General features: G+C 42.6%; 21 protein-coding genes and 1 pseudogene. 11 read left to right on the top strand and 11 right to left on the bottom strand.

From position 1 onward, the window contains the following. Positions 1 to 212 precede the first annotated feature (212 nt). The 6 genes and pseudogenes from ACKTT2_RS12005 to ACKTT2_RS11980 all read right to left on the bottom strand — a co-directional run bounded on the left by ACKTT2_RS12005 (position 213) and on the right by ACKTT2_RS11980 (position 6253). A pseudogene (locus ACKTT2_RS12005) lies at positions 213 to 852 on the bottom strand (Uma2 family endonuclease). Between the two features lie 278 nt (positions 853 to 1130). Further along, positions 1131 to 2222 (bottom strand): ABC transporter ATP-binding protein, encoded by a 1092-nt coding sequence (locus ACKTT2_RS12000; RefSeq protein ID WP_407886997.1) that lies wholly within the window; start codon positions 2220 to 2222, stop codon positions 1131 to 1133. Positions 2223 to 2491: 269 nt separating this feature from the next. Further along, positions 2492 to 3088 carry a hypothetical protein gene (locus ACKTT2_RS11995; RefSeq protein ID WP_407886995.1) on the bottom strand — a complete coding sequence of 199 codons (597 nt, stop codon included), beginning with the start codon at positions 3086 to 3088 and terminating at the stop codon, positions 2492 to 2494. Between the two features lie 42 nt (positions 3089 to 3130). Next, a complete protein-coding gene (locus ACKTT2_RS11990) occupies positions 3131 to 4015 on the bottom strand; it encodes a carbohydrate ABC transporter permease (RefSeq protein WP_407886993.1) in 885 nt (294 codons plus the stop codon). 15 nt (positions 4016 to 4030) lie between these two features. Further along, entirely contained in the window at positions 4031 to 4927 is an 897-nt protein-coding gene (locus ACKTT2_RS11985) for a carbohydrate ABC transporter permease (protein WP_407886991.1), read from the bottom strand. 9 nt (positions 4928 to 4936) lie between these two features. Continuing rightward, positions 4937 to 6253: an ABC transporter substrate-binding protein gene (locus tag ACKTT2_RS11980; RefSeq protein ID WP_407887005.1), complete on the bottom strand. Its 1317-nt coding sequence runs from the start codon at positions 6251 to 6253 to the stop codon at positions 4937 to 4939. Between the two features lie 128 nt (positions 6254 to 6381). Here ACKTT2_RS11980 and ACKTT2_RS11975 point away from each other — a divergent pair, with 128 nt between their 5' ends. Both ACKTT2_RS11975 and ACKTT2_RS11970 read left to right on the top strand, forming a co-directional pair. Continuing rightward, positions 6382 to 7437 (top strand): response regulator, encoded by a 1056-nt coding sequence (locus ACKTT2_RS11975; protein WP_407886989.1) that lies wholly within the window; start codon positions 6382 to 6384, stop codon positions 7435 to 7437. A 211-nt stretch (positions 7438 to 7648) separates the two neighbouring features. Then, positions 7649 to 8953, top strand: coding sequence for a CheR family methyltransferase (locus tag ACKTT2_RS11970; protein WP_407886987.1), 1305 nt, complete (start codon positions 7649 to 7651; stop codon positions 8951 to 8953). A gap of 85 nt (positions 8954 to 9038) precedes the next feature. Here ACKTT2_RS11970 and glsA read toward each other — a convergent pair whose 3' ends face one another. Continuing rightward, positions 9039 to 10004 (bottom strand): glutaminase A, encoded by a 966-nt coding sequence (gene glsA / locus ACKTT2_RS11965; RefSeq protein ID WP_407886985.1) that lies wholly within the window; start codon positions 10002 to 10004, stop codon positions 9039 to 9041. Positions 10005 to 10464: 460 nt separating this feature from the next. Between glsA and ACKTT2_RS11960 the strand changes: the two genes are divergently transcribed. From ACKTT2_RS11960 to ACKTT2_RS11950, 3 genes are all read left to right on the top strand, one after another. Continuing rightward, the gene (locus tag ACKTT2_RS11960) at positions 10465 to 11574 is read left to right on the top strand and encodes a septal ring lytic transglycosylase RlpA family protein (RefSeq protein WP_407886983.1); all 1110 of its coding nucleotides are present in this window, start codon (positions 10465 to 10467) and stop codon (positions 11572 to 11574) included. 166 nt (positions 11575 to 11740) lie between these two features. Continuing rightward, positions 11741 to 13339, top strand: a complete 1599-nt coding sequence (locus ACKTT2_RS11955; protein WP_407886981.1) for a bifunctional pantoate--beta-alanine ligase/(d)CMP kinase — start codon at positions 11741 to 11743, stop codon at positions 13337 to 13339. 384 nt (positions 13340 to 13723) lie between these two features. Beyond that, complete coding sequence (locus ACKTT2_RS11950) at positions 13724 to 14593, top strand: DUF5895 domain-containing protein (RefSeq protein WP_407887003.1); 870 nt, start codon at positions 13724 to 13726, stop codon at positions 14591 to 14593. A 580-nt stretch (positions 14594 to 15173) separates the two neighbouring features. On the opposite strand, the gene ACKTT2_RS11945 is transcribed toward ACKTT2_RS11950, so the two are convergent. The 3 genes from ACKTT2_RS11945 to ACKTT2_RS11935 form a co-directional block, all read right to left on the bottom strand. Continuing rightward, a complete protein-coding gene (locus ACKTT2_RS11945) occupies positions 15174 to 15494 on the bottom strand; it encodes a hypothetical protein (protein ID WP_407886979.1) in 321 nt (106 codons plus the stop codon). A 77-nt stretch (positions 15495 to 15571) separates the two neighbouring features. Next, positions 15572 to 16459 carry a hypothetical protein gene (locus ACKTT2_RS11940; RefSeq protein WP_407886977.1) on the bottom strand — a complete coding sequence of 296 codons (888 nt, stop codon included), beginning with the start codon at positions 16457 to 16459 and terminating at the stop codon, positions 15572 to 15574. A 73-nt stretch (positions 16460 to 16532) separates the two neighbouring features. Beyond that, on the bottom strand, positions 16533 to 17741 hold the full coding sequence (locus tag ACKTT2_RS11935; RefSeq protein ID WP_407886975.1) for a filamentous hemagglutinin N-terminal domain-containing protein: 1209 nt from the start codon (positions 17739 to 17741) through the stop codon (positions 16533 to 16535). 725 nt (positions 17742 to 18466) lie between these two features. Between ACKTT2_RS11935 and ACKTT2_RS11930 the strand changes: the two genes are divergently transcribed. Next, complete coding sequence (locus ACKTT2_RS11930; protein ID WP_407886973.1) at positions 18467 to 18709, top strand: AbrB/MazE/SpoVT family DNA-binding domain-containing protein; 243 nt, start codon at positions 18467 to 18469, stop codon at positions 18707 to 18709. Beyond that, positions 18699 to 19037 (top strand): type II toxin-antitoxin system PemK/MazF family toxin, encoded by a 339-nt coding sequence (locus tag ACKTT2_RS11925; protein ID WP_407886971.1) that lies wholly within the window; start codon positions 18699 to 18701, stop codon positions 19035 to 19037. Before ACKTT2_RS11930 ends, ACKTT2_RS11925 begins: the two co-directional genes overlap by 11 nt. A 389-nt stretch (positions 19038 to 19426) precedes the next feature. On the opposite strand, the gene ACKTT2_RS11920 is transcribed toward ACKTT2_RS11925, so the two are convergent. Then, a complete protein-coding gene (locus ACKTT2_RS11920; RefSeq protein ID WP_407886969.1) occupies positions 19427 to 19552 on the bottom strand; it encodes a hypothetical protein in 126 nt (41 codons plus the stop codon). 298 nt (positions 19553 to 19850) lie between these two features. Between ACKTT2_RS11920 and ACKTT2_RS11915 the strand changes: the two genes are divergently transcribed. From ACKTT2_RS11915 to ACKTT2_RS11900, 4 genes are all read left to right on the top strand, one after another. Continuing rightward, positions 19851 to 22361: a tetratricopeptide repeat protein gene (locus tag ACKTT2_RS11915; protein ID WP_407886967.1), complete on the top strand. Its 2511-nt coding sequence runs from the start codon at positions 19851 to 19853 to the stop codon at positions 22359 to 22361. An 80-nt stretch (positions 22362 to 22441) separates the two neighbouring features. Beyond that, positions 22442 to 22732, top strand: coding sequence for a J domain-containing protein (locus ACKTT2_RS11910; RefSeq protein WP_407886964.1), 291 nt, complete (start codon positions 22442 to 22444; stop codon positions 22730 to 22732). Positions 22733 to 22790: 58 nt separating this feature from the next. Next, entirely contained in the window at positions 22791 to 23558 is a 768-nt protein-coding gene (locus ACKTT2_RS11905; RefSeq protein WP_407886962.1) for a nucleotide exchange factor GrpE, read from the top strand. A gap of 40 nt (positions 23559 to 23598) precedes the next feature. After that, positions 23599 to 25359, top strand: a complete 1761-nt coding sequence (locus ACKTT2_RS11900) for an Hsp70 family protein (RefSeq protein ID WP_407886960.1) — start codon at positions 23599 to 23601, stop codon at positions 25357 to 25359. Positions 25360 to 25363 lie beyond the last annotated feature (4 nt).

The raw sequence follows: 25363 nt of genomic DNA, 5'->3' as shown, positions 1-25363 counted from the left end.
ACAGTATAATTTTATCCTTATTTTAGAGATTTTATTCAGGAATTTCCGTTTGTGACAGTTGGGGTGCGGAATGGGGGTTACATAACAGCGAGCGCCCCAAAAGAGGCAGGTTATTTCCAGAACGCAGTATTTCACCTACAGAAAAAGCCAAACGCCAAGCAGAGGCGCATACTTTTCATCAACGTGGTCGTAAAAGAAATTGGTTCTTGTGTTCACTGGTTTTCAATTTCCCGCTTAACCCAATTGCGAAAAGCGCGAGTTGTTGACATTTCTCCATTTGCTCTGCTTTCTCGGATAAAGTGAGGAATCTCTTTCACTGGTACAGGGGCAAAGGTCGGACTAAGCTGTACTTCTTCATACTTTCCAGAAGTAAGTACGTAGAATCGAAGCACGGTTCCGTTATACCTCCAGAATTCAGGTATACCCATTGATGCGTAAAGTTTTAGCTTATCTACTTTTGGTCTAGAATATTCGACTTCCAGTACTAAAGCGGGTGGTGGATCGGTTGCTAAGTCTATATTTTCTTTGTCTCTAACCAAAGACTCCCAGCTGAATATAGTAGCTACTATCCGGCTCACCACCTCGTTCTAAGTCATCCCGTGTTAAAGTCAGCGAACCAGCGCGTTTATACTCCAAACCAAACTCTTCGCACAACACTACAATAAAACCTTCGATTATGCGATTAGAGTTTTCGTGTGGCATCATTGGAGACATGATTTCTAATATCCCATTATCGTAAGCGAGTCTAGTGTTGCGTTGGTTGCTCATGTCAGCTAACATAGCTTTAAACGTTTGCCAGCTGATGTCTTCAAGTATGGTTCTAGTTTCTGCGAGTACTGCTGTTGCTACCATATTCAATCTCCGTAGTTCATAATTCAGCCTTGAAAAATTCGATATCGCAATCTTAATAGTAACCGAACAAGATTGGGCATCACTCCGCAGCAGCAGAGCTTTCACGTTGGATTGAAAACTGGCGTGCAGTCGAGGGCCCGAGTTTCGAGCAGTTGCGGCTAGTTTGAGAACGCAGCCAGCATGGTTATAAAGTTGGTGTGACACTTACCAGTTAATATAGTCCGCGCAGGCGGACTTTGTCTGTATAGCCGACACTTCCAGTGTCAGGACCTGCAAATCTAGGCTCCAACGCTCGACATTTGTCTCCTTACGAGAGCATCCCCAGATCGAACATCAAACCAGTGAAGATCTTGGGGAGGTAATGCTAAGGTAATATCCTTACCACTCCAACTTTGGTCTGTTGGTAGCAACGCACGTACTGTCGTCTGCGATCCATCAATCCTCACACTCACCAAATGGTGCATACCCAAGTTTTCCTCTAAATATACTTGCCCTTTAATAATTTGTGTATCATTTCCTTCTGGAATCCGAACATTTTCCGGGCGAATTCCTAATACGATTTCGGGTGGTACTGTTGGTAAATCAGGAAGAGGTATCTGGAAATTTCCCAGTATTGCGTGTCGCTCTTGACAAGGTAGAGTCAGTAAATTCATTTGAGGACTGCCAACAAATCCAGCGACAAATAAATTAGTGGGATGGTTGTAGATAATATCGGGTGGGTCAAGTTGTTGGACATAACCATCATTGAGCAAAGCGACTTTGGTAGAAAGTGTCATCGCTTCTGTCTGATCGTGAGTCACATAGACAACTGGAACATTTTGAGCGGCAAATAGTTGCTTGATATCTGCACGCACTCGTTCGCGCAACAGTGCATCTAAGTTACTTAAGGGTTCATCTAACAAGTATACATTGGCACGACGTACAAGCGCTCTCCCTACCGCTACTCGCTGCCGTTGTCCTCCAGACAGTTGACCGGGCTTGCGGTTTAATAACTCTTCCAATCCTAAAATATTGGCAACATCTGCTATTCGGCTTTTAATCTCTGTAGGTGGAGTGCGGTGCAGTTTGAGACCAGAAGCAAGGTTGTCATACACTGTCATGTGGGGATAAAGTGCATAACTTTGGAACACCATTGCGATATTGCGATCGGCTGGTCGCTTGTAGGTAACATCCACGTCTCCAATTGTAATTTGACCGCGAGTCGGTTCTTCAAGCCCTGCAATCATTCGCAATGTGGTAGATTTTCCACAGCCAGAAGGACCTAGTAAAGTGAGAAATTCTCCATCATTTACGGTTAAGCTAACGTCTTTAACCGGAACAACTTTGGAGGTATAGGTTTTATTAAGGTTTTTTAGTACGAGTTTAGCCATTTTTCGATTGGGGATTGGGGACTAGGGATTGGGGAACTCGGGGCCCCCTCCTTGTTGAGGGGCAATGGGGATTAACAATGGATTTTGATTTTGGATTAATTAAAAATTTGGGATGTAAGAGATAATTTATAAAGTAGGTTGGGTTGAGGAACGAAACCCAACATTTCATCGAATTATTGGGTGTCACCTTGTTTTACTTAACCCACACAATGACATTCGATAATTTAAGATTTACTTTATAAGTGACCTCTAATTGCCTATTTTAAAGTTTATTGTAGAATCGATAAAAAAATTCCTAGCAAGCGATCGCATGGAAATAAAGATACCTCTAACTTATCAATGTACAAAATGTTGCCGATCAAACGCAAAAACTTCCAAGCAGTTCCCGATGACACACACCCATGAATAGCAGGTACATCTTTACCCTCATTTTCATTAAAAATTTTAGCGGCTAGCATTTCTGCACCACATTGACCCAATCCACTATTCAGGTTGTTATTTTTTGCTTCAACAATCGTCATTACTGGAGCAGATATGAAATATTGTTCTTTATCAAGACTAATCAAAAAGTCTGGATTACCATTCAGCCCAACATTTGGCTCGACTGTGAAATCGTTGCCACTAAACAGTGCTACCTCATTGCGCTTTTGCTCCTTCACCTCCAATAATACCGGAAAAATTATCATCTCTGACCGAGATTTTTCTGTATCTGTAGCCAAAGCTAAAGGCACAGTTTTTTCTAGTAACTGAACCAGAAAATCTGATGGTGTTACTGGTGTAATTTCAGGGAAAAGTACGACATTTTCCTCAATTTTTAAATTGAAGTCTTTCACCAGTTTTTTAAGAGTAAATTGGCTGTATGGCATTCTTAAATCCAAAATCCACGCATCTAAAATCCACGTATCCCTTCATCCTTTAACAGCACCAGCAGTCAGACCTTGAACAATCCTGCGTTGGAAAAACAAAACGAGTAAAACTAAGGGCAAAGTTCCTACAACAGTTGCAGCGGCAATAGGACCATAGGGAATTTCATAAACTGAAGCACCCCCTAATTGTGCTGCAGCTACAGGAATTGTTTTCAACTCTTCACGAGTCATAAACGTGAGAGCAAAAATAAATTCATTCCAGGCAAAAATAAAGGTGAGAATCCCAGTCGTTACTAAAGCAGGAAGGGTCATAGGTAGTACAATTTGCCATAGTAATTGAAAGGTATTGTATCCATCAACTCTAGCAGAATCTTCTAAATCTTTGGGCAATTGCTGGAAAAAACTTCTTAGAACTAAAATTGTCAAAGGTAAATTGATAGCAGTGTAAGGTATAATCAAAGCTAAATAATTGTTACCCCATCTGAGTGCTTGGATAATTTCTAACAGTCCTATAAATAGAAGAATTCCAGGAAATAAAGTGACAATTAGTACGCTTGCCAGAATAAATCGTTCGCCCCAAGGACGTAAACGTGCAAGAGCATAAGCTGCAGGTGCTCCAATCGCTAAGGAAACCGCTGTGGATGTCACGGAAACGAAAGCACTGTTGAAGATGTAGCGCCAAAATGGACGGCGAACGAATAACTCGATATAGTGAGAGAGTGTGTATCGCGTCGGAAAATACACAGTAGGAATCGCGGCGATATCTTCATTTACCTTAAAGGAGGTTACTAGTTGCCAGAGTGCGGGTGCTAGGCTGAACAAAACCACGAGTGCAATTGCAATTGGTAGCAAGATTTTTTTCCCAGGAATTGCCTTTTTGGGTGGTTTTGAAGTTCTAGGTGGAATCGTTTCTCGAATAGCAGTCATGGTATGGAAAACTCCTTATGCTCTAGCACGGGATTTATTCAGTAAGAAACTGGCGGTCGCTACTGCTGCAACTAGTATTAAAAATGTTACAACTACAAGAGCAGCCCCGTAGCCAAAATCTAAGTAGCGCATCACGGTAGAGTAGATGTATAACGATACCACTTCCGTTGCACCACCAGGTCCGCCTCCAGTCATGACGGCAATCAAATCGAAAATCCCGAAAGCTTGAGCAAACCGAAATAACACTGCAATTAGGACTTGCGGAAGCAGCAGTGGCAGAGTAATTTTGTAGAAGTTTTGCCACGGTGTTGCACCATCAACGGAATGAGCTTCATAAAGATCCTGTGAAATTGACTGTAAACCAGCTAGCAGCAAAATACTAATAAAAGGCGTTGTTTTCCAAATGTCAGCAAATATGACTGCTATCATCGCCAGCGTTGGATCTCCCAACCAGTTAATTCCCGTATCTATCAATCCCAATCGTCGTAGAATATCGTTCACAACCCCAAACTGGTCGTTAAAAATCCAAGCCCAAGCTAAACCAATCAAAGCCGTAGGTAAAGCCCAAGGTAGAATTGCGATGGTACGCACGACTCCCCGTCCAGAAAACGCCTGATTGAGAACTAAGGCAATTCCCAATCCCAGTAATAACTCTGAAATAACAGATGCTGTTGTAAATATGGTTGTCGTCCAAAGACTCTGCCAAAAACGACCATCCCCTACCATCCGTACATAATTATCCAAACCAGAGAATACAGGTTGTAATTCCGTACCCAGATTCCTAGTAAAAACACTTAACCAAAATGCTCGTGCGATAGGATAAGCAAATACAAACAACAGCAGTAGCAATGCTGGTGTTAGTAAAATCCATGCTGTTCTTTGTTGCCGACTTCGGAGGGTTTGCGAGTTCATACTTATTAACTAACTATTTCCAATTCTTAGCAGTTGGCGCGTTTCCCTAGCAGCAGCTTGCATTGCTTGTTCCGGAGTCATCCGATTACTGAGTGTTGCACTTAAGTAACGCTGTAAAATATCGGATGCTTGAGCGTATTGAGCAACTGGTGGGCGCAAGACTGCATTATCCACAACTTTTAGCAACTGGGGAAAGTAGGGAAATTTAGCCACAATCTCCTGGTCTGTAAATAATGCGCGTCGGCTTGGCGCATAACTTTCGCTCAGAGTCACTAGGCGTTGTGCTTCTTCACTCGTGAAATATTGAATTGCTTTCCACGCTTCTTCTTTGTGTCTGGAAGATTTGGCAATTCCCAAACCCCAGCCCCCAAGACAAGCGCCTCCAGTGCTACCAGGTGCATGAACCATCGTCTTCATGCCAAATTTACCCCGGATTGGCGAACCCTCTTTATTGGCTAAAGTCCAAACATAAGGCCAACTCCGTAGAAATGCCACTTGACCGCTCTGGAACATCCGCCTGGTGTCTTCTTCAATATAGGTTGTGACTCCAGGAGGAGAAATACCTTCCTTCACAGTGTTACGCAAAAACTCAACTGCTTTCAGGGTTTGCGGTCGATCTAATCCCACCTCCCCCGTATCAGAATTAATCCAAAAACCACCAGCACCTTCGAGAACTTCCACAAACATCGCCACTAATCCTTCATACTGGCGTCCTTGCCAAACATAACCCCACTTTACCTTGTCTTGTTTCTGCAAGGTTTGGGAAATTCGTATTAACTCCTCAAAGGTTTCAGGGGGTTTAAATCCTGCTTCTTTGAGCAAGTCTTCTCGGTAGTAGAGCACTCCCGCATCAGAACGCACGGGAATCCTGTATAACTTGTCTTGATAGCGTCCCGATTCTATATCCTTTGGTGAAAATGCTGCTAACTCTTGCTTGGAAATGCGATCGTCTAAGGGTAACAACCAGTTAGCGGCAGCAAACTTGGGTGCCCAGATGGTATCCATATAAATTAAGTCATATGGAGACTCACCTAAGATAAAAGCAGAAGTATACAAGTCTTCTAACAAATTTGTAGCATTTGGTCCTTCAACAAGGTTAATGCGAATGCCTGGGTTTTTGGCTTCAAAATTTTTAATCAAAAATTGTTTCCAAGGTGGAGAATCAGGAGCAGCAATCAACATATTCAACACAACTGGTTGTTGAGAGAATACTACCCAACTGTATAGTACGATGCTAAATAACAGTGCCAAAAAAACTCCTACACGTAAAAAATCTTGTCTGCGTAGGAAGTTTCGCAATTTGTTAAGTGACTTGCGGTACAAAATTATGACTGTCATATAATGAAGGCAAGAGAAAAGGAATGCTGAAATTTGTGTGACAAATAATTTTTCAGTGTAAATTTTTCTCCTATCTAACTTTTGTCCTGACTCTATCTTAAAAAACTTACGGCGTTGTGAACGAAGAATTAACTCGGTGTATTTTTTTTATTCATCAGCAGATAGAAGCGCTGCACGAACAGATTGTGTTGTTGCCAATACAGCAACAGCAGATCTTAGCGGAAGTGATGGAGGAGATTACCACTTATGTTGGGAACCTCCAGTTACTTCAAGAGGAAATGCAGACAAGCTTGGAATTAATGGAGGTGATTCAGGAAGAACTGCTAGAGCAGAATGAGTATCTAGCAGAAGAACGTCAGCGTTATTATGACTTGTTCCAGTTTGCACCTGATGCCTATTTACTCACAAGCGATCGAGGAATCATTCTGGAAGCTAACCACGTTGCCGGCTCATTATTTAATATATTGCCCGACTTGCTGACTGGCAAACCATTAGCTAATTTTGTGGCTGAGGCAGAGCGATCGGTCTTTCGTAGCAACCTCAATAGGTTGTCCTCTGTATATTCTTCTGTGCAAGAATGGGAATTTATGATGTGTCCGCGTGGCGATCGCCCTTTTGCCGCAACACTTACGGTAGCACCTGTCCGTAACACTTCTGGGTCGCTAGTTTCCTTAAGAATAGCTGTACGAGATGTAACCAAGTACAAGCAACAGAATTTACAACAACCTGTAGCAGCAAGTCAGTTGCTACCGGAAGCAGCATCTGTAAATCTCCCTCATTCGCTTGATGGCTTGCAGGTGCTATTTGTGGATGATGAAGCTGATACTCGCGAGTTTATTACTACAGTCCTGGAGCAACAAGGGATATCTGTGACAGCAGTTGCAACAGTTGCCGAGGCGCTCGAAGTGTTGGAGCGATCGCGCCCCGATCTGTTAATCAGTGACATCAGGATGCCCGATGAAGATGGCTATGCTTTGATTAAGAAAGTACGGGCATTAGAAGCTCAAAAGGGATGGCAAATTCCTACAGCTGCCTTGACGGCGTATCTTTCAGAAGACCGAGCGAAGGTAATAAAAGCAGGTTTTCAGTCGCACTTGCATAAACTAGCTGAGCCATCGGAGTTAATTGCAATGGTTGCACGGCTTGCTAGGAAGACTCGTGAAACAGGATAAAACCCCATTAAACGGATAAAACAGAATTATTGTCTGAGTGAGAAGTGGTAGAACGGTGCGTTCAAGCAGAGAGTGAGGGAGTTGGACTCGGCGCAACCTTTACTGTTAAGCTACCGTTCATTAGTGTTAGTCTTTAAGAAAGATTTAATAAAATCAAGAGAATCTACTCTCAAGAGAAAGACATTACAAGCGCATTAGATCTAACATTACCATGACTGCATCAGATGTTAACCCAGATTTTGAAACTTTGTTGGACTACCTCAAGCAAAACTGTGGTTGCGATCTGACTGTCAATAAACGTGGTTCTTTGATGCGTCGAGTCCAACACCGGATGCAGCAGTTAAACATTGAGAACTATAAGGACTACTTGCAATATCTAATTGAGCATCCCTCTGAATACACTCCTCTAGTTGATACAATCTTTATCAATTACTCTAGCTTTTTCCGCGATCGCGATGCTTGGGATTATTTAGCGAAAAACATCATTCCCCAAATCATTACCAACAAGCAGCCTCACGAACGAATCCGAGTTTGGAGTGCTGGCTGTGCTTCCGGGCAAGAAGTTTATACGCTGGTCATGTTGTTAGTTGAAGCATTGGGTAAGGAGCAATATTTGCAGCGGGTGCGAATTTTTGCTACAGACGTAGATGAAAATACAATAGCGCAAGCGCGGCGAGGCAGTTATACTCACCAAGAAGTTGCAGGCATTCCGAGTGAAGCTCTGTCTAAATACTTTACGCAAATCCAGCAGCATTATGTTTTTTGCCCCAAACTGCGTCGTACAATTTTGTTTGGTTGCCATGACGTAGCTAAGGATGCGCCTATGTCCAAAATTGACCTGCTCGTATGCCGCAACGTCCTAATCTACTTCCAACGCGAGACTCAAACCAACATTTTTGTTCGCTTTCATTTTGCCTTGACTGATAAGGGCTTTCTTTTCTTGGGCAACTCAGAAAGCGTAACCAACAACAGACAAATCTTTATCCCTGTCAGTCTCAAGCACTGTATTTTTGTAAAAGGGCAAAAACTCACTTGGAAAGAGCACTTGCTGCTCCGACCTCAGACTCACAAATTGAAAGCCGTTAACCCTCTAACTACCCAAATCCGTGTTTGGCAAGCAGCCTTCCAAGCCAGTCCATTCCCTCAGCTAGCAGTGGATCGCAAAGGTTGTCTGTTAGTGGCTAACGAACAGGCATCCGCCTTGTTTGGTTTGAAGAACGTCAATTCAGGTAAGCGGTTACAAGATTTAGAAGTGGGACGACTTGTCCATTCAATTGCTTTTATAAGGCACTTAGATCGCGAGCGCCAACCGTTTCACATAAAAAAGAGAGAATGGGTTAGCGATCGAGGCACAATTTATCTAGACATTCATTTCACACCAATATTAGAGCCCAGTGGTAAGCTACTAGGCGTAAACCTGACTTTTCTTGACGTTACAGAGTCCCTATCTCTTGCAAATGATGTTGAACGTTTAAACTCAAACTTAGCAAAGGTGACTTTAAAATTACAGGAGTAAGAAAGTGACCAGTTACTAGTAAGAGTTCCGATAACTCTTACGGATACAGCTGGTCAATGGGAGGTGACACCCCCATGTAATCATCTCAATTGCAAAACTGTAATTTTTGACGCGAACAATCAAATAAATGTAAACCAAACTTCTGGGAAAGTTCTTCACATACTTTAACTCCTCGAACGCTATTAGCTCGCAAGTCTAATGGAGGCGAAAAGACTCCAATGCCCATAACATTGGGAATCACTGCAATAATTCCACCAGAAATACCACTTTTTGCTGGGATACCAACTTTATAAGCCCATTCACCTGCAAAATTATACATACCACAGGTGTACATAACACTGAGAATGTCTTTAATATAACAGCTATCTATGGCTTGTTCTCCTGTTACGGGATTAATACCTTTGTTGGCAAGGGTTGCTGCCATCACTGCTAAATCGTGACAGTTTACCATGACTGCACATTGTTGGAAGTAGAGATCTAGTGTTTCATCTATACTTTGGTCGATTGTTCCAAAATTGAGCATTAGGTGTGCCATTGCACGATTGCGGTGTCCTGTAACGCGCTCTGAGGTAAATACTGATATATCAACAAAGACATTGTGGCCCGTATAACGTCGGAACATATCTAGCATTCGATTGAGACGTTCGGTTACGCCCGTACCCTTAATTAAGCTTGTGGTTGCAATTGCGCCTGCATTCACCATTGGGTTATACGGACGTTTCGATACCTCATCAAGCACGATAGAGTTAAACGCATCTCCTGTTGGTTCCACACCTACCTTGGTCAAAAAATAATCTCGTCCGCGATCTTCAAGCGCAAGCCCGTAGACAAAAACTTTAGAAATCGATTGAATCGTAAATAATTCGTTGTAGTCTCCAACTTGATAAATTTCTCCTTCAACAGTGGCGATGCAAATGCTGAATAACTCAGGATTAACCTTGGAAAGTTCTGGAATATAGTTGGCGACTGTACCTTCGGTGCATGACTTGTACTTGGAATGCAATTCATGCAGAAAAGATTCTAGGAGCAGGGAGCATTGAGCGTCGCGCATGGGGCAGAAGCATTGTGGTTTTAACTGATATTGTAACTTTGTATGTCTCCGAAAAATTACGGTATCTATTTTTGATTTTGCTTTTTATCATTAATCAATCTAAAAAACAACCGTGTATGCCCCATTAATCGATTTAATTAATAAATAATCTAAAGATTTAACAATAAATTTTTTTATTTAAGAAAAAAAGCGCTACATGACGGAAATCCTCATTTGAGTAAGGTTTTGAGGCAAAAAAGAAGGTAAAAATTTTATAAGTTTACTAAAGTTTACGCTAAAACCCCGATCCCCAAGACCGTTTGTTCGTGTTACTGTGATGCAGTTAAAAGCAAAAAGTGAAAGCGGAACGAGTTTGAATTTTGGGAATGTGTCAAAACGGCAATATGTAACGTTTTTACAGTCAAAAACCCCGCTAATTTTAACGAAACTTCTGTTCTTCAGTCGCTTTAATAACGGACGCATGAATCACAAACATTTTTGGGCTGTTGTCGCTCTGGTTACTACTGTCTTTGGCACACCGTCAATTGGTCGCTCTGAAACGCTCGAGAAAACGGCTTTAACTTCGCCCACTGTAGCTTCATCAGATGTGGTGAAAGTAGGTGAGTATCAACAAAACACAGAAAACTTTACGAAAAATGCATCCGCGATCGCGGAAATTCACACGCATAACTTAGCAGGGCGCGAGGCAGCAACGCTTTATATTCGCAAGATCCCTGTTCTTACCTTTGTTGGTCAACAGCCTGTATCGAATTCAAGAATTAAGGTTGGTGCCATTGGTGGTACTGATGCTAAGGTTGGTGGTACACAAAACCTCAGTACCAATGGTTCGAACCAAACAAAGGTTGCTTTAACCAGACCTAGCGCGGACATCAGAAATCAGTCTGTAGCTGCTGCGGATGACCCAGTTAAAAGAGCAACAGTGGTAGCAGCAAGAATCAATCAACTCGTTTTGGATAAAGTAGATCCCAACAAGATTGTCGTAAGTTGGGAGTCTAACAAACAAAAGCCCGCTGACGAGAATCAGCAAACACAGAACGGGCGTTATGTCTTAAGGGTTGACGGCAAGGAACTTGTGGAAATCAATGGCGATACACAGCTTGCCAATACAACCAACGACCCAGCTAAAGATGCATTGCAAGCAACTAATCGTATGCGGAGACTGCTTGGTAATGCAGCTCCTCTGAACGAAATTGCAAATCTACCCGTGCAATCGTCCCTGAAATTTCCAAAAATCTCCCTACCAAAATTGCCAGCTCAGATTGCTAGCAGAGTGCGCGGTAAGCTTCAAGGTATGGCATCTTGGTACGGCTATGACGGTTCTGGCAATCGTACTGCCACTGGCGAAAGGTACAATCCAGAAGGGTTAACAGCAGCCCATCGTAGCTTACCCTTTGGAACAAGAGTTCGCGTCATTAACACCCGTAATGGTCGATCTGTCGTGGTGCGAATTAATGACCGAGGTCCCTTCATTCGGGGTCGAATTATTGACCTTTCTGCTGGTGCAGCACGGATTTTAGGTGTAATGAGCACGGGTATTGCTCCCGTGCGGATCGAAGTTTTGGGAAGGTAATGAATTATGAATGATGAATTATGAATTATGAATTGGGCAACAACACCTGATTTCATAATTCATCATTCAGCATTTATAATTCATTCATTCCCCTAGTTTCTCCTCTCTCCCTCAATTCAGATATAAACTAACGGGGGAGAGAAGCTGAAAAACTAGGGGTATTTTTGTGCGATTGCTGTCAACTGTTGCTGCTTTACGTTGCTATTTGGCTAAACGCCGTTTTGAGATTCAACATTCAAATAAAGAAAACTCTCTGCAGTATGAGATCGTCGCAAGGTCTAAAACAGCAGTTGGTTTGGTTCCTACTATGGGGTCTTTGCATCAGGGTCATGCGAGTTTAATTGAACGGGCGCGACAAGAAAATGCTACGACGATTGTGAGTGTGTTTGTCAATCCACTGCAATTTGGTCCTCATGAAGATTATCAGCGCTATCCCCGTACTTTAGATAAGGATCTACAATTGTGTGAAAAATTTGGGGTGGATGCTATTTTTGCTCCCTCTCCGGAGGAAATAGGAGTTATCGAGAAGAGTATACAAGAATCTAATGATACACAAGTTACCCCGCCATCTGCTATGATATCAGGCTTGTGTGGTCTTTCTCGAGTGGGTCATTTTCAGGGTGTCGCGACAATCGTGACCAAGCTTTTTAACTTGGTACAGCCAGACCGCGCTTATTTTGGGCAAAAAGATGGTCAGCAACTTGCCATTATTAGGCGGCTAGTTGCCGATTTGAATTTTCCGATAGAGATTGTTGCTTGTCCAACTGTACGGCAAGCATCGGGTCTTGCTTTGAGTTCTCGCAACAAATATTTGAGTGCAGAACTTCATCAGCAAGCGGCAGTGCTGTATCGCAGTTTACAACAAGCTCAAGCAGCCTTTCACACGGGCGTTCGCAATAGCCACACTCTTTTATCGGTAGTCTGGCAAGAAATAGCAATGGCGAGTTCTGTTTTAGTGGAATATATTGAATTGGTTGAACCAAATACGTTGATGCCTATAGAAACAGTAGAGGAGGAAGGGATGTTAGCGATCGCTGCTCGTCTTGGTTCCACACGCTTAATTGATAATATTATCCTGCGCGATCGCAAACCTATCATCGCGATAGATGGACCTGCAGGTGCAGGAAAATCCACTGTTGCTCGTCAGGTAGCGGCGAAACTGGGTTTAGTTTATTTAGACTCAGGAGCAATGTATCGTGCTGTAACTTGGTTAGTACTGCAAAAAGGAATTTCTCTTGAGGATGAGTGCTCTATAGCAGAAGTGGCAAGCCAATGTTTCATAGAACTGACTCCTAGCGAGGACTTACAAGCTCCGGTGCGAGTTTGGATTAACGGGACTGATGTTACCCAGGTTATTCGTACCATGGAAATAACATCTAAAGTTTCAACTGTGGCAGCACAGAGTTCTGTACGTCAAGCTTTGGTGAAGATACAACAAAGTTGGGGTAAAAAAGGTGGTCTAGTTGCTGAAGGCAGGGATATCGGGACTAAAGTTTTTCCTGATGCCGAAGTCAAAATTTTTTTGACAGCTTCCGTTAGCGAGCGTGCTCGCCGTCGTCAAGAAGACTACAAAAGGCTCGGTCAACCCGAAGTTAGCTTGGAGCAATTGGAAAAGGATATCGCTGAAAGAGACTGGAAAGACAGCACTCGCCAAGTGTCCCCCCTAAAGAAAGCGGCAGACGCTTTTGAGATTCAGACTGATGGTATGACCGTGGAACGAGTCATTGAAACAATTGTTAACTTTTATCAGCAACAGTTGTCCTAGCAATTGCGGTGGTTCCAACTGTTTTTATTCCAAGCCCTTATCTATAAATAATGCCTCACAGCGATACAAATTGATATATAGCTATGGGCAGAGAAACCTGGTTTCCTAAAGAAGCCCGGTTTCTTGACCTAAGATTAGACGGGCGTCCCGCCCGTACCACAAAATAGATAACCCTACCACAAGATAGATAATTTATTTCTTGGAAATCCCTTATTGCGTTGATATCCAGATATAATAATACAAATATATTACTTTTTGGCTTGCGAATCGCAGGTATAGCCACTCATGGTTTTGCTTGTAGAAAAAGTCACAAGTGCTTACACTCCAAGCCTTGCTAAACCGTGTAAACTTGATATTCAAAACATAGAGATTTGCCGTAAGACGATGAAACCATCTGTAAAATTCGACTTTGAGGACGAGAAGTATAGCGCACCAGCTTCTCAAGTCATCCCTTGGTGTCAGATGATCAATCCTCGGTATGGCACAGAGGGCTTACAACCCTACGGTTTAGCGATCAAGCTAGATAATGCTCGTGCAGTAGGCTTTCAAAGCGATCGTACCTGGCAAGAGATAGAGCATGAATTTAGTTCCGGAGTTGAAACAGTCTTTATGACCACAACTCCACGCTTAGTCGTAGTCAAACGGGGACCGCTATCTGTCAAAGACCGAGAGACTGGGATAAAACTAGGGACACTAAAAGATCATTACGATGCTTTTTTAGCAGACAAACTTAAATTTAAAACATTTACTCGCTATTTAATTTATTTAGTAGGGGAAGATAAAAAGTTTTTACACGAGACGCCATTACAATTAACTCTAAATGGTGCAGCTGGGGCTAGTTTCAGTAAAAGCTATTGCGAGTATCAACAAGGTAGAATAACAGGTGGGTTTTTGGCTGAATTAGAAAAAGCGTATGCTGGATTTCGTCGTCTACCCATAACACCTAAAGGTCCCCTGTTTCACGCTCACGGGATTTTTTCCCCAATTATTAACTGTGAAGAAAGAGGAATTGAACCAAATACAGTTTTAGTAGCTTCAACAGTCGATTACAAACATCCTACAGTTTCTTCACTGACAGATTATCTGATTGCTTCTGATGCCGAAGAATCTCAAATAATTTGTAAAACTTTTGAAGAGTATAAAGACTTTGGCAAGGAGACTACAAAAACAGATACATCTAAAATGGCGATGGCAGGGGTTTCAAATTCCTATGTCTATCCTGATGAAGATGATTTTGCTTATCCACCATATTAGGCAATACGATTTTAGATTTTAGATTGAAAAAGTCATGCACAGACTGGATTTCAATCAACTATCAATAGACATCTCCAGAAATTAAGGGATTTCCAAGAAATAAATTATCCATCTTGTGGGACGGGCGTCCTCGCCCGTCTTATACTAGTGGCGGGCGGGACGCCCTGCAGTCGCACGCCACTTGCGGGACTCGGGGGGCTTTGGGGTCCCCTCTGGGGTTGGGGGGAAACCCCCCGAAGTTTGCTATTGGGGGAAACCCCCAAGCCGCAACTTCTCACCGCACGGCGCTGCTCTTCGCACCACAAGAGAAGATTGAATATTTTTTTGTTTGGATCGATCTTCCCAATCCACGCATCCACGCATCCACAAGCCTACAGGAGCTAACTCGTGCCTACCGAGCGCAAATCCCGTTCAACTAAACCGACTTCGGCAATACTGTTATGTAGAATCCACATCGTGTAAGGATTACCATTATTGACCCCTAGAAAAAACGTCTATAACGTAAAAAACATTAAGAATTATTTCTGTTGCTACTAATTATATGTGAGGACATTCCAGACTGATAACGAGTTCGATTGTTCTAGCGACATTCCTGACTCATGACTAATTGTCCCGACGGAAGTTGGTACACGCCAGATGGTTCTACAATTGGGTCACCCATTTTCCAAGGACGATGGGGTAAACTTGAGAAACTGCTGTTAGTGCCGTTATTATCTGCATTCCGCACAGTACCTGTAGGATAGTTTGAAGGTGATATATCTCCGGGACGGTTGGGCAAACCACCAAAACCCGTGATAATGAAAGTGCCTTCTTGCTTGTCAGTGCGGGCAATACAACTATTCGCGATGAGAGCATTGGTGTCAATTGGATTTTGCTGTAGATCGGTAAGACTGTTTTGCAAAAAGGTAACGTCAGGTACGCCGCTAATAGTTCCAGAAATCCTACCACTCGCATTGACATCTACATTGCCATTGGTAGCTAACGCCTCAAGGGTAGAGCGAGAACATTGATATCACCAGCGTTACCCACTGCTCCTTCTCTAATTTGGCTGAAGATATAGCCTCGGTTAAGTTCGATGCGATTGTTGTCTCGGACAAAAATGCTACCAGCATTCCCCATTCCAAAAGTTTGGGTTGATACAATTGCTCTATCTCGAATTATCAACTGCTTCGTTTGAATTGTTAAATCTCCCGCATTGCCACGCCCATTGGCTTCAGTTATCAAACCACTAAGATATCTACGACTACGACCAATTAATTCCACAGATTCGGAAACATTAATGTTCAAATTGCCTCCATCACCCCCCAAGCTTCCAGAACCAGAAGCCCCAGACGATATTCCCACCCCATTTCGGACAATCAATTGTTTAGCGTTGATTGTTAAATCTCCTGCACGACTGGGACTAGATGTCTCAGTAAAAAAACCACTGCGATTGCGTCTACCTACCCCGTCTACTTCTATCAAATCAGAAGCAGTGACTGTTAAGTTTCCTCCTTTGCCAAAATTACCAGCTTGATTCTGCCTACCAGAACCAGCAGATATTTGTCCTCCGTTTCTAGCAATTAACTGTCCAACTTGAATTGATATATTGCCTCCAGTCCCTTCACTAAACGTTTCCCCTGAAATTAATCCATCATTTAGGAGATCCAACTGCTTAGCAATTATCCTAATATCTCCAGCATATCCCATACCATAAGTGCCAGCCGTTATGTCTGCAGCATCTTTAACGGTTAGCCGTTCTGCTTCAACAATCAAACTTCCCCCATTTCCTACACCTCCTGGCTCAACGAGAACTCGTAATTTACTTGGAAACCGACCAATTTTTGCAGTCCCGATTATCTCTACATCAGATGCGCGAACTGTCAAATTTCCTGCATTTCCTTTACCAAAGGTGGCTGTAGAGACTTGTCCGCCATCTCTTAAGCTCAGCCGTTTTGCTTCAATAAGAACGTCTTTTGCATCCTAAAGCAGTGACAGTTATATTTCCTCCTGGTTTGTCCCCAAGAGTATTCGTATTTGTAAGGACTTGTCCCCCATTCCGAGTCGTCAATCTTCTAGCTTCAATAGTTATATTTCCACCGCTTCCCATTGCAGACTCTGTTACAACTGAGCTTATTGAACTATTCAAGTCAGTTATTGCTACTGCATCACTCGCTTGAATTTGTACGTTTCCAGCATTTCCTGAGTTAACTGTGCTAGCACTTATGTTAGAACCACCGCTCATATCTAACTTTGAGGCGCGAATAAAAACTCCTTTACCGTTTTGACTTCCTAAAGTATCTGAAAAAATGAAAGAGCGATTGGCTAGGGTAACGTTGTTACCATAGACTTGAATATCTCCACCGCCCTCACCACTGGTATTAACTGCACCATTATTCGTCAAGAATATATCTGCTCTGGCTAAGCGATCGGGAAAACTTAAATGCAAATTCTCATCTACATTCAAACCCACTATTCCCGAACCTGCTACTCCTCCCAACTCAACTCGACCACCAGGAGCAAACAAAACCCCACCATCAAGTCTGATATCGCCGCCTACTAATAACAAGCTCTTCCCATCACGAACTTGTAAGCCAGTTGTAGATTGATTTGTGATTGACTGAGCGCTAATTTGATTAAACAAAAAAGCCGAAGAATTCACACTGAGCAAAGTATTCTCAGGAGAAACAGACGAATTGAGGGAAAACTCACCACCAGGAAAAGCGATAGCATTCGCTGTCGTCGCTACAAATGAACCACCGATATCTAACTGAGCATCTCTTCCAAATACAATCCCACTAGGGTTCATTAAAAATAGATTGGCATTACCCCGTGTGCGAACCAATCCTTGGATATCTGATGGCGTTCCCCCTGTCACTCGTGAAAAAATGTTAACAATTGCGGGGTTGTTGAGGAAATCTGCACTTCCTCCAACAGGAACATCAAAACGGCTGAAACTGTGGAATAAGTTTCTTTCACCAACAGTTGTACCGCCTGTGATTTCAAAGGTAGTACCGTTACCTGTAACTGCTGTTCCAAGTGTTGGATCGGCTATGACTTGCTGTTGAGCTAAAGCTGGTTCGGCAAAGCTTTGCTGTAAGCATTCGCAGACTCCTAAACCCAACCAACTTACTAATCCCAGCCACCAATAGCACTTTCTAGTTTTCATGAGTCCAGCATCCTTGGCTGTTACGCGCCCACGAAGAAAAGCCTTTTCTTATGTAATTTTTAAGACTTTACCATTTCTATCTATAATCTATATAACAAATGTTAGCTAAATTCACATTTCAGCTTTTTATCTATGGCGAAAAATTAGTGCTTGTATTTATTGTCAAACCAATAATCAAGCGGGAGATATTACTCTTAACGCGACGGAACAAACTAAAGTTAACAAAGAAGCGCGATCGGCTGTAGTCAGCTTGCGCTTCGCGATAAGCGAAGCTTGTTCTTCCTGGTACTACTAGTAATGATGGTAATATCCAGATAACTACAGGGTGGCTGATGAACTTCTACCGAGAAATTGAGCTATTCCATTTTGGTGACATAACTGGCAATGTGTTTATCTTAGCATTTATTTACAGATACGGGTTCTAGCGGTAGTGGAGGTAATATTACTGTAAATACTAACGTTTTCCGAGTCATAGATGGTGGCGCGATCGATGCACGCACTTTTGGCGATGGGAATGGAGGAAATATTACAGTCAATGCCAATCTTGTTGAAGCTCTGAACGGGGGTCAACTGATTACTGTTACCACTGGTAGTAGACGTGCTGGTAAAATAATTGACAACCGCTTTTACGAGCTCGCTCGTTGTATACCAAGTAATTTACTCTGGTGAGGTAATACCGTATTACGATATTACTATAATAAAATTTCCAACAACAGAATTTCTTTATGGCTAAGAGCAAGACTTCACCTATATCCAGAGTAACCAAGAAGTACCAAGCAACGATTCCCCAGGCAGTACGAGAAGTGCTGGGGATTTCTCAAGGGGATTGTGTCGCCTTTGAAATTATCCAGGGACAGGTTGTGTTAAAAAAAGTACAGCCATTCGATTGGGATTACCTTGATGCGGTGGCAGGAACCTTAAGTGAGTGGGCGTCTGAAGCGGACGAGGAAGCTTATCATGACCTTTAATCAGTTTGATATTGTGGTAGTACCGTTTCCGTTTACCGATACAAGTGGGAGCAAAAAACGTCCAGCACTCGTACTTAGTGATGCAGTTGCTTTTAATACAATTTTAAGCCGAAGCGTGATGGCAATGATTACGACTACAACTCATGCGCCTTGGGTGCTAGACGTGCCAATTACTGATTTGTCTAGTGCTGGACTGAGGGCGGCTTCTGTAGTGCGAATGAAGTTGTTTACGTTAGACGATGCTTTGGTTTTGCGGCAAATTGGTACTTTGGCTCAAGCCGATCGCGCCGCAGTTAAAGGGGCGCTACAACAACTTCTTAATTGGTAAATTGCTGATTGCCCGTGCAGAAATTGGTGTTGGCTTTGAAATATTTGTCCAAAGTCCAATTAATTAAAAGATTAGAAAAAATTAGCAATCAAAAGAAGCAACCTTTCTGCCAAGTATTTGTCACTTCTCTGACTGAAGGATTGCACCTTTCCGCAACAGCGAAATTTTTAGTTGATGATATTAGTGATTCATCACATCAATCGTGAGAATCTGAAAAAAAAGCTCCCCGACTTCTTAGAGAAGTCGGGGATCTGAGTCAGGAGTATTACAAAATCAACCATTAAGGGACTTCCAAAGAAAAAAATAATCAACTTGCTTTTGTGGGACGGGCTAGAAGCCCGTCACTAATAAAGAACGGGCGAGGACGCCCGTTCCACAAGATGGGTAATTTATTTCTTGGACATCCCTTCTTTATTTAGATTGGGATATAACTGCATCAATGTTTTGAGTAGTTGAATCTCAGTTTCAGTTTGAGCAGTTTCTCCCCTAGTTTCTGGCATTGCTAAATCTACCATAACTAAGTTCAGTTTGATACCTGCTACTTTACTAAGTGCTTCTTATGAAGTTTGTGCTGTAGTTTCTGTAAAGCTTACATAGATTGCAAGAACCAACAAGGCGCTTTGCAGAAAAGTGCAAAACTAAACTACCTTTGTTAGCGCGTGTTGGGTATTCTTAACGAAGAAAGTATCAGAAACGTTACAGAGGCTTGTAAAATTTATGAGATTGCCATACTAATATTGAGGTAAACAGAGTAGCTTAAGCCACCCTTTCCTATAAGGGGGAAAATCTGAAAACAATCAGGAAGAAAGTCCAGTGGCTAAACATCAGTCCAAAAATCATTCTCCACAGAACGCCTCTAGCACGGGGATAGGGCTTCATGAGAACTCTTTTGAGAAGCAACTCCAAGAATTGCTGAACCAGAAAAAGTATCGGCAGGCATTAGAAGAAATCAAAAAGATTCAGCGATCGCACCCCGATATTCAGTTTACCCCTAAAGAATCAGAGATTTGGTTGCTGCGAGGTCAGCAAGAATTTCAAAAGCAAGATTTTAGACAAGCAGAAAAATCCTTAGGTCGTGCTCTAGAATTAGGTTTGATAGGAGATGCTCACTACTGGCAAGCTAAATGTTTGTTGGAATTAAATCGACTGGACGCTGCTCTCAATTTACTCCGCGATGCTTTTGAAGCAGGTAACCTCATTAAAGACTACAACATCTGTTATCTTAAACTTCTATTGCTTAAAGGAGATACTGCCACAGTCGAACAGTTAATCAAACAACAATCCAAACGATTTAGCGCTCCCCAACTCCACTGGGTACGTGGGGTGTTAGCTCTCAAGCACGGAAAACCAGAAGCGGCTTTGACATCCTTTCAAAAAATTAAGCGCCCCATCACACCAGGAGATTTACCCAACGCTTGGATTGTTTACAGCCAGCAAATGAGCGGTAATTGGAGTGCTGCGGCAAATCTGTTAGAGTTGCAACCATCCAAATACTTCTTCAGCACACCAAAGTATTTAGAAAATCAAATTTTAAAGCGATTGGCAATTGCCCAACAAGCAAAGACAGGAGAACCACCTCTAACACCACGAAATCTAGAACGAGAAGATTCAGTGAGCCAAGATGCACTCTCAGCATTGATGATTATACAGCTCGTTAATAAAGGGAATTATCATGATGCTGCTCATGCATTGCTACAAAGAGAACGGCGTTCAAATCGCTTCCCAGAAATAGAAAGTCTGCGAATCCCTCTGTTAACTCTAGCAGGTCAACAGGCACTGACCCAAGGAAAAACAGAATGTGCAGAGCTATTTTGGCAGCCTTTATTAACAGAAAAACCCTTCAACCCCCAGCTAGCAATTAACCTGTCACAGGTATTGGATGCTAATAGTTCTGACAAAAAACGTCAAAATGTTTTAACTCAACTTTTGCGATGGTTGGAGATAGAAGGGAAACAAAAACCACAAGAATGGCCAGATACACGCTTAAAACCTGCTCTAGCTCATCTGCATTGCCAGATGGCAGATTCTTACGTAGCAACAGATCGCGGACGGGCGGCTTTAGGAGCTTTGCAACAAGCAGAACGTATCTGTCCCACATCACCAGAATTATTGGGACGCAAGGGAATTGTTGCGGCTATCGAGGAAAATTATATTGAAGCTATCTCACTGATTAGCCAAGCTATTGAAGGCGGTTGTCGATATAGAGAAGTTTACAGTGCCTTACTCAATTCTTGGGAAGAACTAGGAGACAAACAAGCACGGAATGAAGCCCGTCGCCGTTATGGTAAATACTTTGGTGACATTAATATTGAAACTGAAGTAGAAGTCTTACCCTGGGTAGATGCTTTATCTACATTAAATTATCCCTTATTTAGTCGTTTGATACAGGCAGAAGATAACAACGATCCAGCCATAGGTGCTTGTCAGATATTCGTCAATGCAGTACAAAGTGAACCTAACTCCGGAGGTCGAGTTTCGTTGCACCAAAGAGCAGCAGCTCAAGCGTGGGATAATCTCCTGAAAAAATTAACAGCAAGCGAGGCGATTCCGGTATTGCAAGCGATCGCTCTTTCTATCCAACTCTTTGCCAAACGAGAAAAAGGGATCGCCGCTTTAACAAATCAGTATCTCAAAAAATTGTTCGACTTATCAACAGAACACCCAGAAGCCAGAATTGCTCATTTAGTTGTCTTAGCCGTCAAAGAAAATAGTCCTCAAAAACTAGAATCTCCCGTGCGAGCTTACCTCGACACTATGCCCCAACTAGGGAATGCATTAGCAAACATTCAACTTCAAGCACGTTATTTTGGCTGCATTACCACACTAGTTCCAGCTTTGGATGAAGCACTCCGTCGAGAACCTCAAAATCCCTTGTTGCTATTAGCTAAAGCCACTACTTACCCCGTCGAACATCCACAATACGAACAATTCAAGCAAGAGGGATTTGAATTAGCTCGTCGCCTACAAGACGCCAAAGCATTACAAGCATTTAGAGAAGAACAGGCATTGCTCTCCGCTCGAGAAACAGCCGATATCATGCCAGAGCTAGAGGATTTTGACAATCCAGATATGTCACAAATAGACGATCTTATAGAGAAGATACTTCACAAATTCCTTGGTAATAAAGTTCCTAAAGATGAGTTTGAACGGATGCTTCCAGAACTCAAACAACATTTATTAAACACTATGCCCGATTTCTCAGATGATGATGAGGAAGAAGAAGATGATGATGAGGAAATAGATTTAGACTTTTTATTTAAAGGCTTCTCTCCTGCATCGACGAAACAAAAGAAGAAAAAAAGAGGTTTTCAGGAATTGTTGTAAAGGGGATTGGCGATTGGGAAGAAATTTTTTACCCAGTCCTCAGTCTCTAATCCCCAGTCCCTAATCCCCAGTCCCCAATTATGACTCACTACGAATTATTAGGAATCTCTCCAGGAGCTACCTCCGCTCAAATTAAAGCAGCATATCATGCCAAGCTACGGGAATTTCCCGCTCATACTTATCCCCAAGAGTTTAAGGCAATTCGAGAAGCTTACGAAGCACTTCGCAGAGAGACAACTCAACCTGAGAATTTCTTGACAATGCGTCCCCTAGAAGCAGAACTGAACCCAGAGTTATTAAAACAAGTGCAAGAAAAAGCGCTCGCTCAACTAGAAGTGAGTTTAGATGATTTAATTCGTGCCACATTCTAAAATATAATTGCTATTCGTCAGGTATGACACATGACCAATAACTAATGACAAATAACAAATGACTAATGACCAAGAAGTTTTATTTGCCAAATTTTTAGATTATTTGCACTCAGAACAATCATCCCCTGAGTATTTAGGCGAACCACCAGAATCAGCTAATTCTTTCGATCCCTATCAAATGGTGGCAGAATGGACTGCCCTCCGCCATGAAATCAAGCAACAAGGTAAATTATTGCGTTCTACTCAAGATGCTCTAGCGCAAGCATTGGAAGTTACTCGTGCAGAGGAAGAACACCGGCAAAAACGTTTGGAAGAAAGCCAAAAACAGGCATTGGGACAATTTGAACAACAGCAAGAGAAACTATTAAAAGATTTGCTGGGTATCCTGGAAGCTTTAGATCGGGCTTGTACTTACTGGCAGGAAGAATCAAAAGTAGTAGATAATACTTTTAATCAAAAATCTACGGTACAAAAAAGCTTTTGGGAAAAGCTAAAAGGCAGGTTTGCTGGCAAAGAACCTCAAAATACAATGTCTGAAAAACTACCAACATCAGAAGCCTTAAGTGAAATTTTAACAAGTCATCAACAGGGTGTAGAGTTAATTAGGCGATCGCTTTTAGAGGTGCTAAGACAAAGGCGTGTTGTTCCCATTGCCGCACAAGACAAACCTTTTGATTCTCAAACAATGTATGCTGTAGGACGTGAATTAAAAACAGATGTTGCAGACAATACTGTAATAAAGGAAGTAGTACGAGGTTATTTATGGGGCGATCGCGTGCTTAGAGAAGCACAGGTGATTGTAGCGGTAAGGGGAACTGGAGATTAGAACCAAGGACTGAAAAAATTAGTTTTAAATTGTGAATTTTATGAAAGCAGTTGGTATAGACTTAGGCACAACCAATTCCGAAGTGGCAATTGTCGAAAACGGACAAGTGCAAGTATTGCCAGGAGACGATGACGACCTAATTTTACCTTCCTGTGTGGGATTTAGCGATACGGGAAAACTCCTCGTAGGACGCGAAGCACTCCGTCAATATGCAGCAGCACCCGAACGCACCGTGAAGTCAATCAAGCGGTGGATGGGAACTGACCACAAAACCACTTTAGGAGATAAAGAATACTTACCTCATGAAGTTTCTGCTATTATTCTCCGCGCCTTGAAACAACGGGCTGAGAATGCTTTGGGAGAAACAATTACTCAAGCCGTGATTACGGTTCCAGCCTACTTTACAGACGCTCAACGGCAAGCAACTAAAACAGCTGGAGAGATAGCTGGTTTGGAAGTACTGCAAATTATCAACGAACCGACGGCGGCGGCTTTAGCTTACGATCTGCGTTCCGAAGAGACAGAGCGAGTTGTCGTTTATGACTTAGGAGGTGGTACTTTTGACGTGTCGATTGTGGAAATTACAGGCGAAGTTACAGAAGTCTTAGCCAGTCATGGTAATAACCGCTTGGGTGGAGACGATTTTGACAGACTTTTGCAACTCCATCTAGCAGATTTATTCCGCAAACAGCATGGTGTGGATGTGCTAGATGATGCGGCTATTCAGGCGCGTCTTTTGCGAGTAGCAGAGCAGGTAAAAATTGACTTGAGTTCCCACGGCTTTGCCACAGTTCGGGAAGCTTTTTTGGCTAGTAAAGGCAAAACTCCGCTACATTTGGAGACAGAAGTAGCGCGAACAGATTTTGAAAAATTGATTCGCCCGCTATTAGAAGAAACTTTAGAGGCAATCGATCGCGCCCTCACAGATGCGAACTTAGAAGCAAAAGAGATCGATCGCATTATTTTAGTTGGTGGTTCTACACGCATTCCTCTAGTGCAACAAATGATCCAAGAGCATCTGGGACAAACTCCCACTGATGGTATTCAACCAGATCTTTGTGTGGCGTTAGGAGCCGCTTTGCAAGCTGGAGTACTGACAGGGGAATCCGTGGATGCCATTCTTGTAGATGTGATTCCCCATTCTCTGGGGATTGCTACGGCTGTTCCTACACCAATGGGTATTATGCCAGGGTATTTTAGTGTCATTATTCCTCGCAACAGCGTTGTTCCCGTTTCTCGCTCTCAAGTTTATTCCACTGTGTTCGACGAACAAGAAGCAGTAGAAATTGAAGTTTTTCAGGGTGAAAACGCCATCGCTGAGGAAAATGTGCCTCTAGGTTCCTATAGAGTCGAGAACTTACCGCCCACATCAGCAGGAAGCATTCAAATCGAAGTTCACTTTGACTTCGATCTCAATGGTATTCTTACTGTTACCACCACCGAGAAAGGTAAAGGGCAACAAGGGACATTAGTGGTAAACAATGCAGGTATACAAAAACTTTCCAGTCACGAACTCAAGCAAGCAAGGACAGATTTAGAAGCATTGTTTGAAAATGATGAAACAGTTGAAGTTTCCTCAGAAGAGATCGCAGATGCAGTAGAAATTGCACCAGAATTAGCAGCACTTTTAGGTCGCGCTCAACGAGCACTTCTTACTGTAGACGCAGAACAAGCAGAGGAATTACAAGATTTATTAGAGGAGATTAAAAACGCGATCGCTGACAACAGTGAAGAATTACCTCAGTTACAAGAAGAATTGGAAGATTTTCTTTATTACGCCAGTAACAATGAGTCAGAGTGAGAAA

Origin of the sequence: Scytonema hankhaensis NUACC26, from assembly GCF_045865695.1 — a bacterium.
In the GTDB taxonomy this organism is placed as follows: Bacteria; Cyanobacteriota; Cyanobacteriia; order Cyanobacteriales; family Nostocaceae; genus Scytonema.
This window is presented reverse-complemented; position numbering and strand designations above follow the sequence as displayed.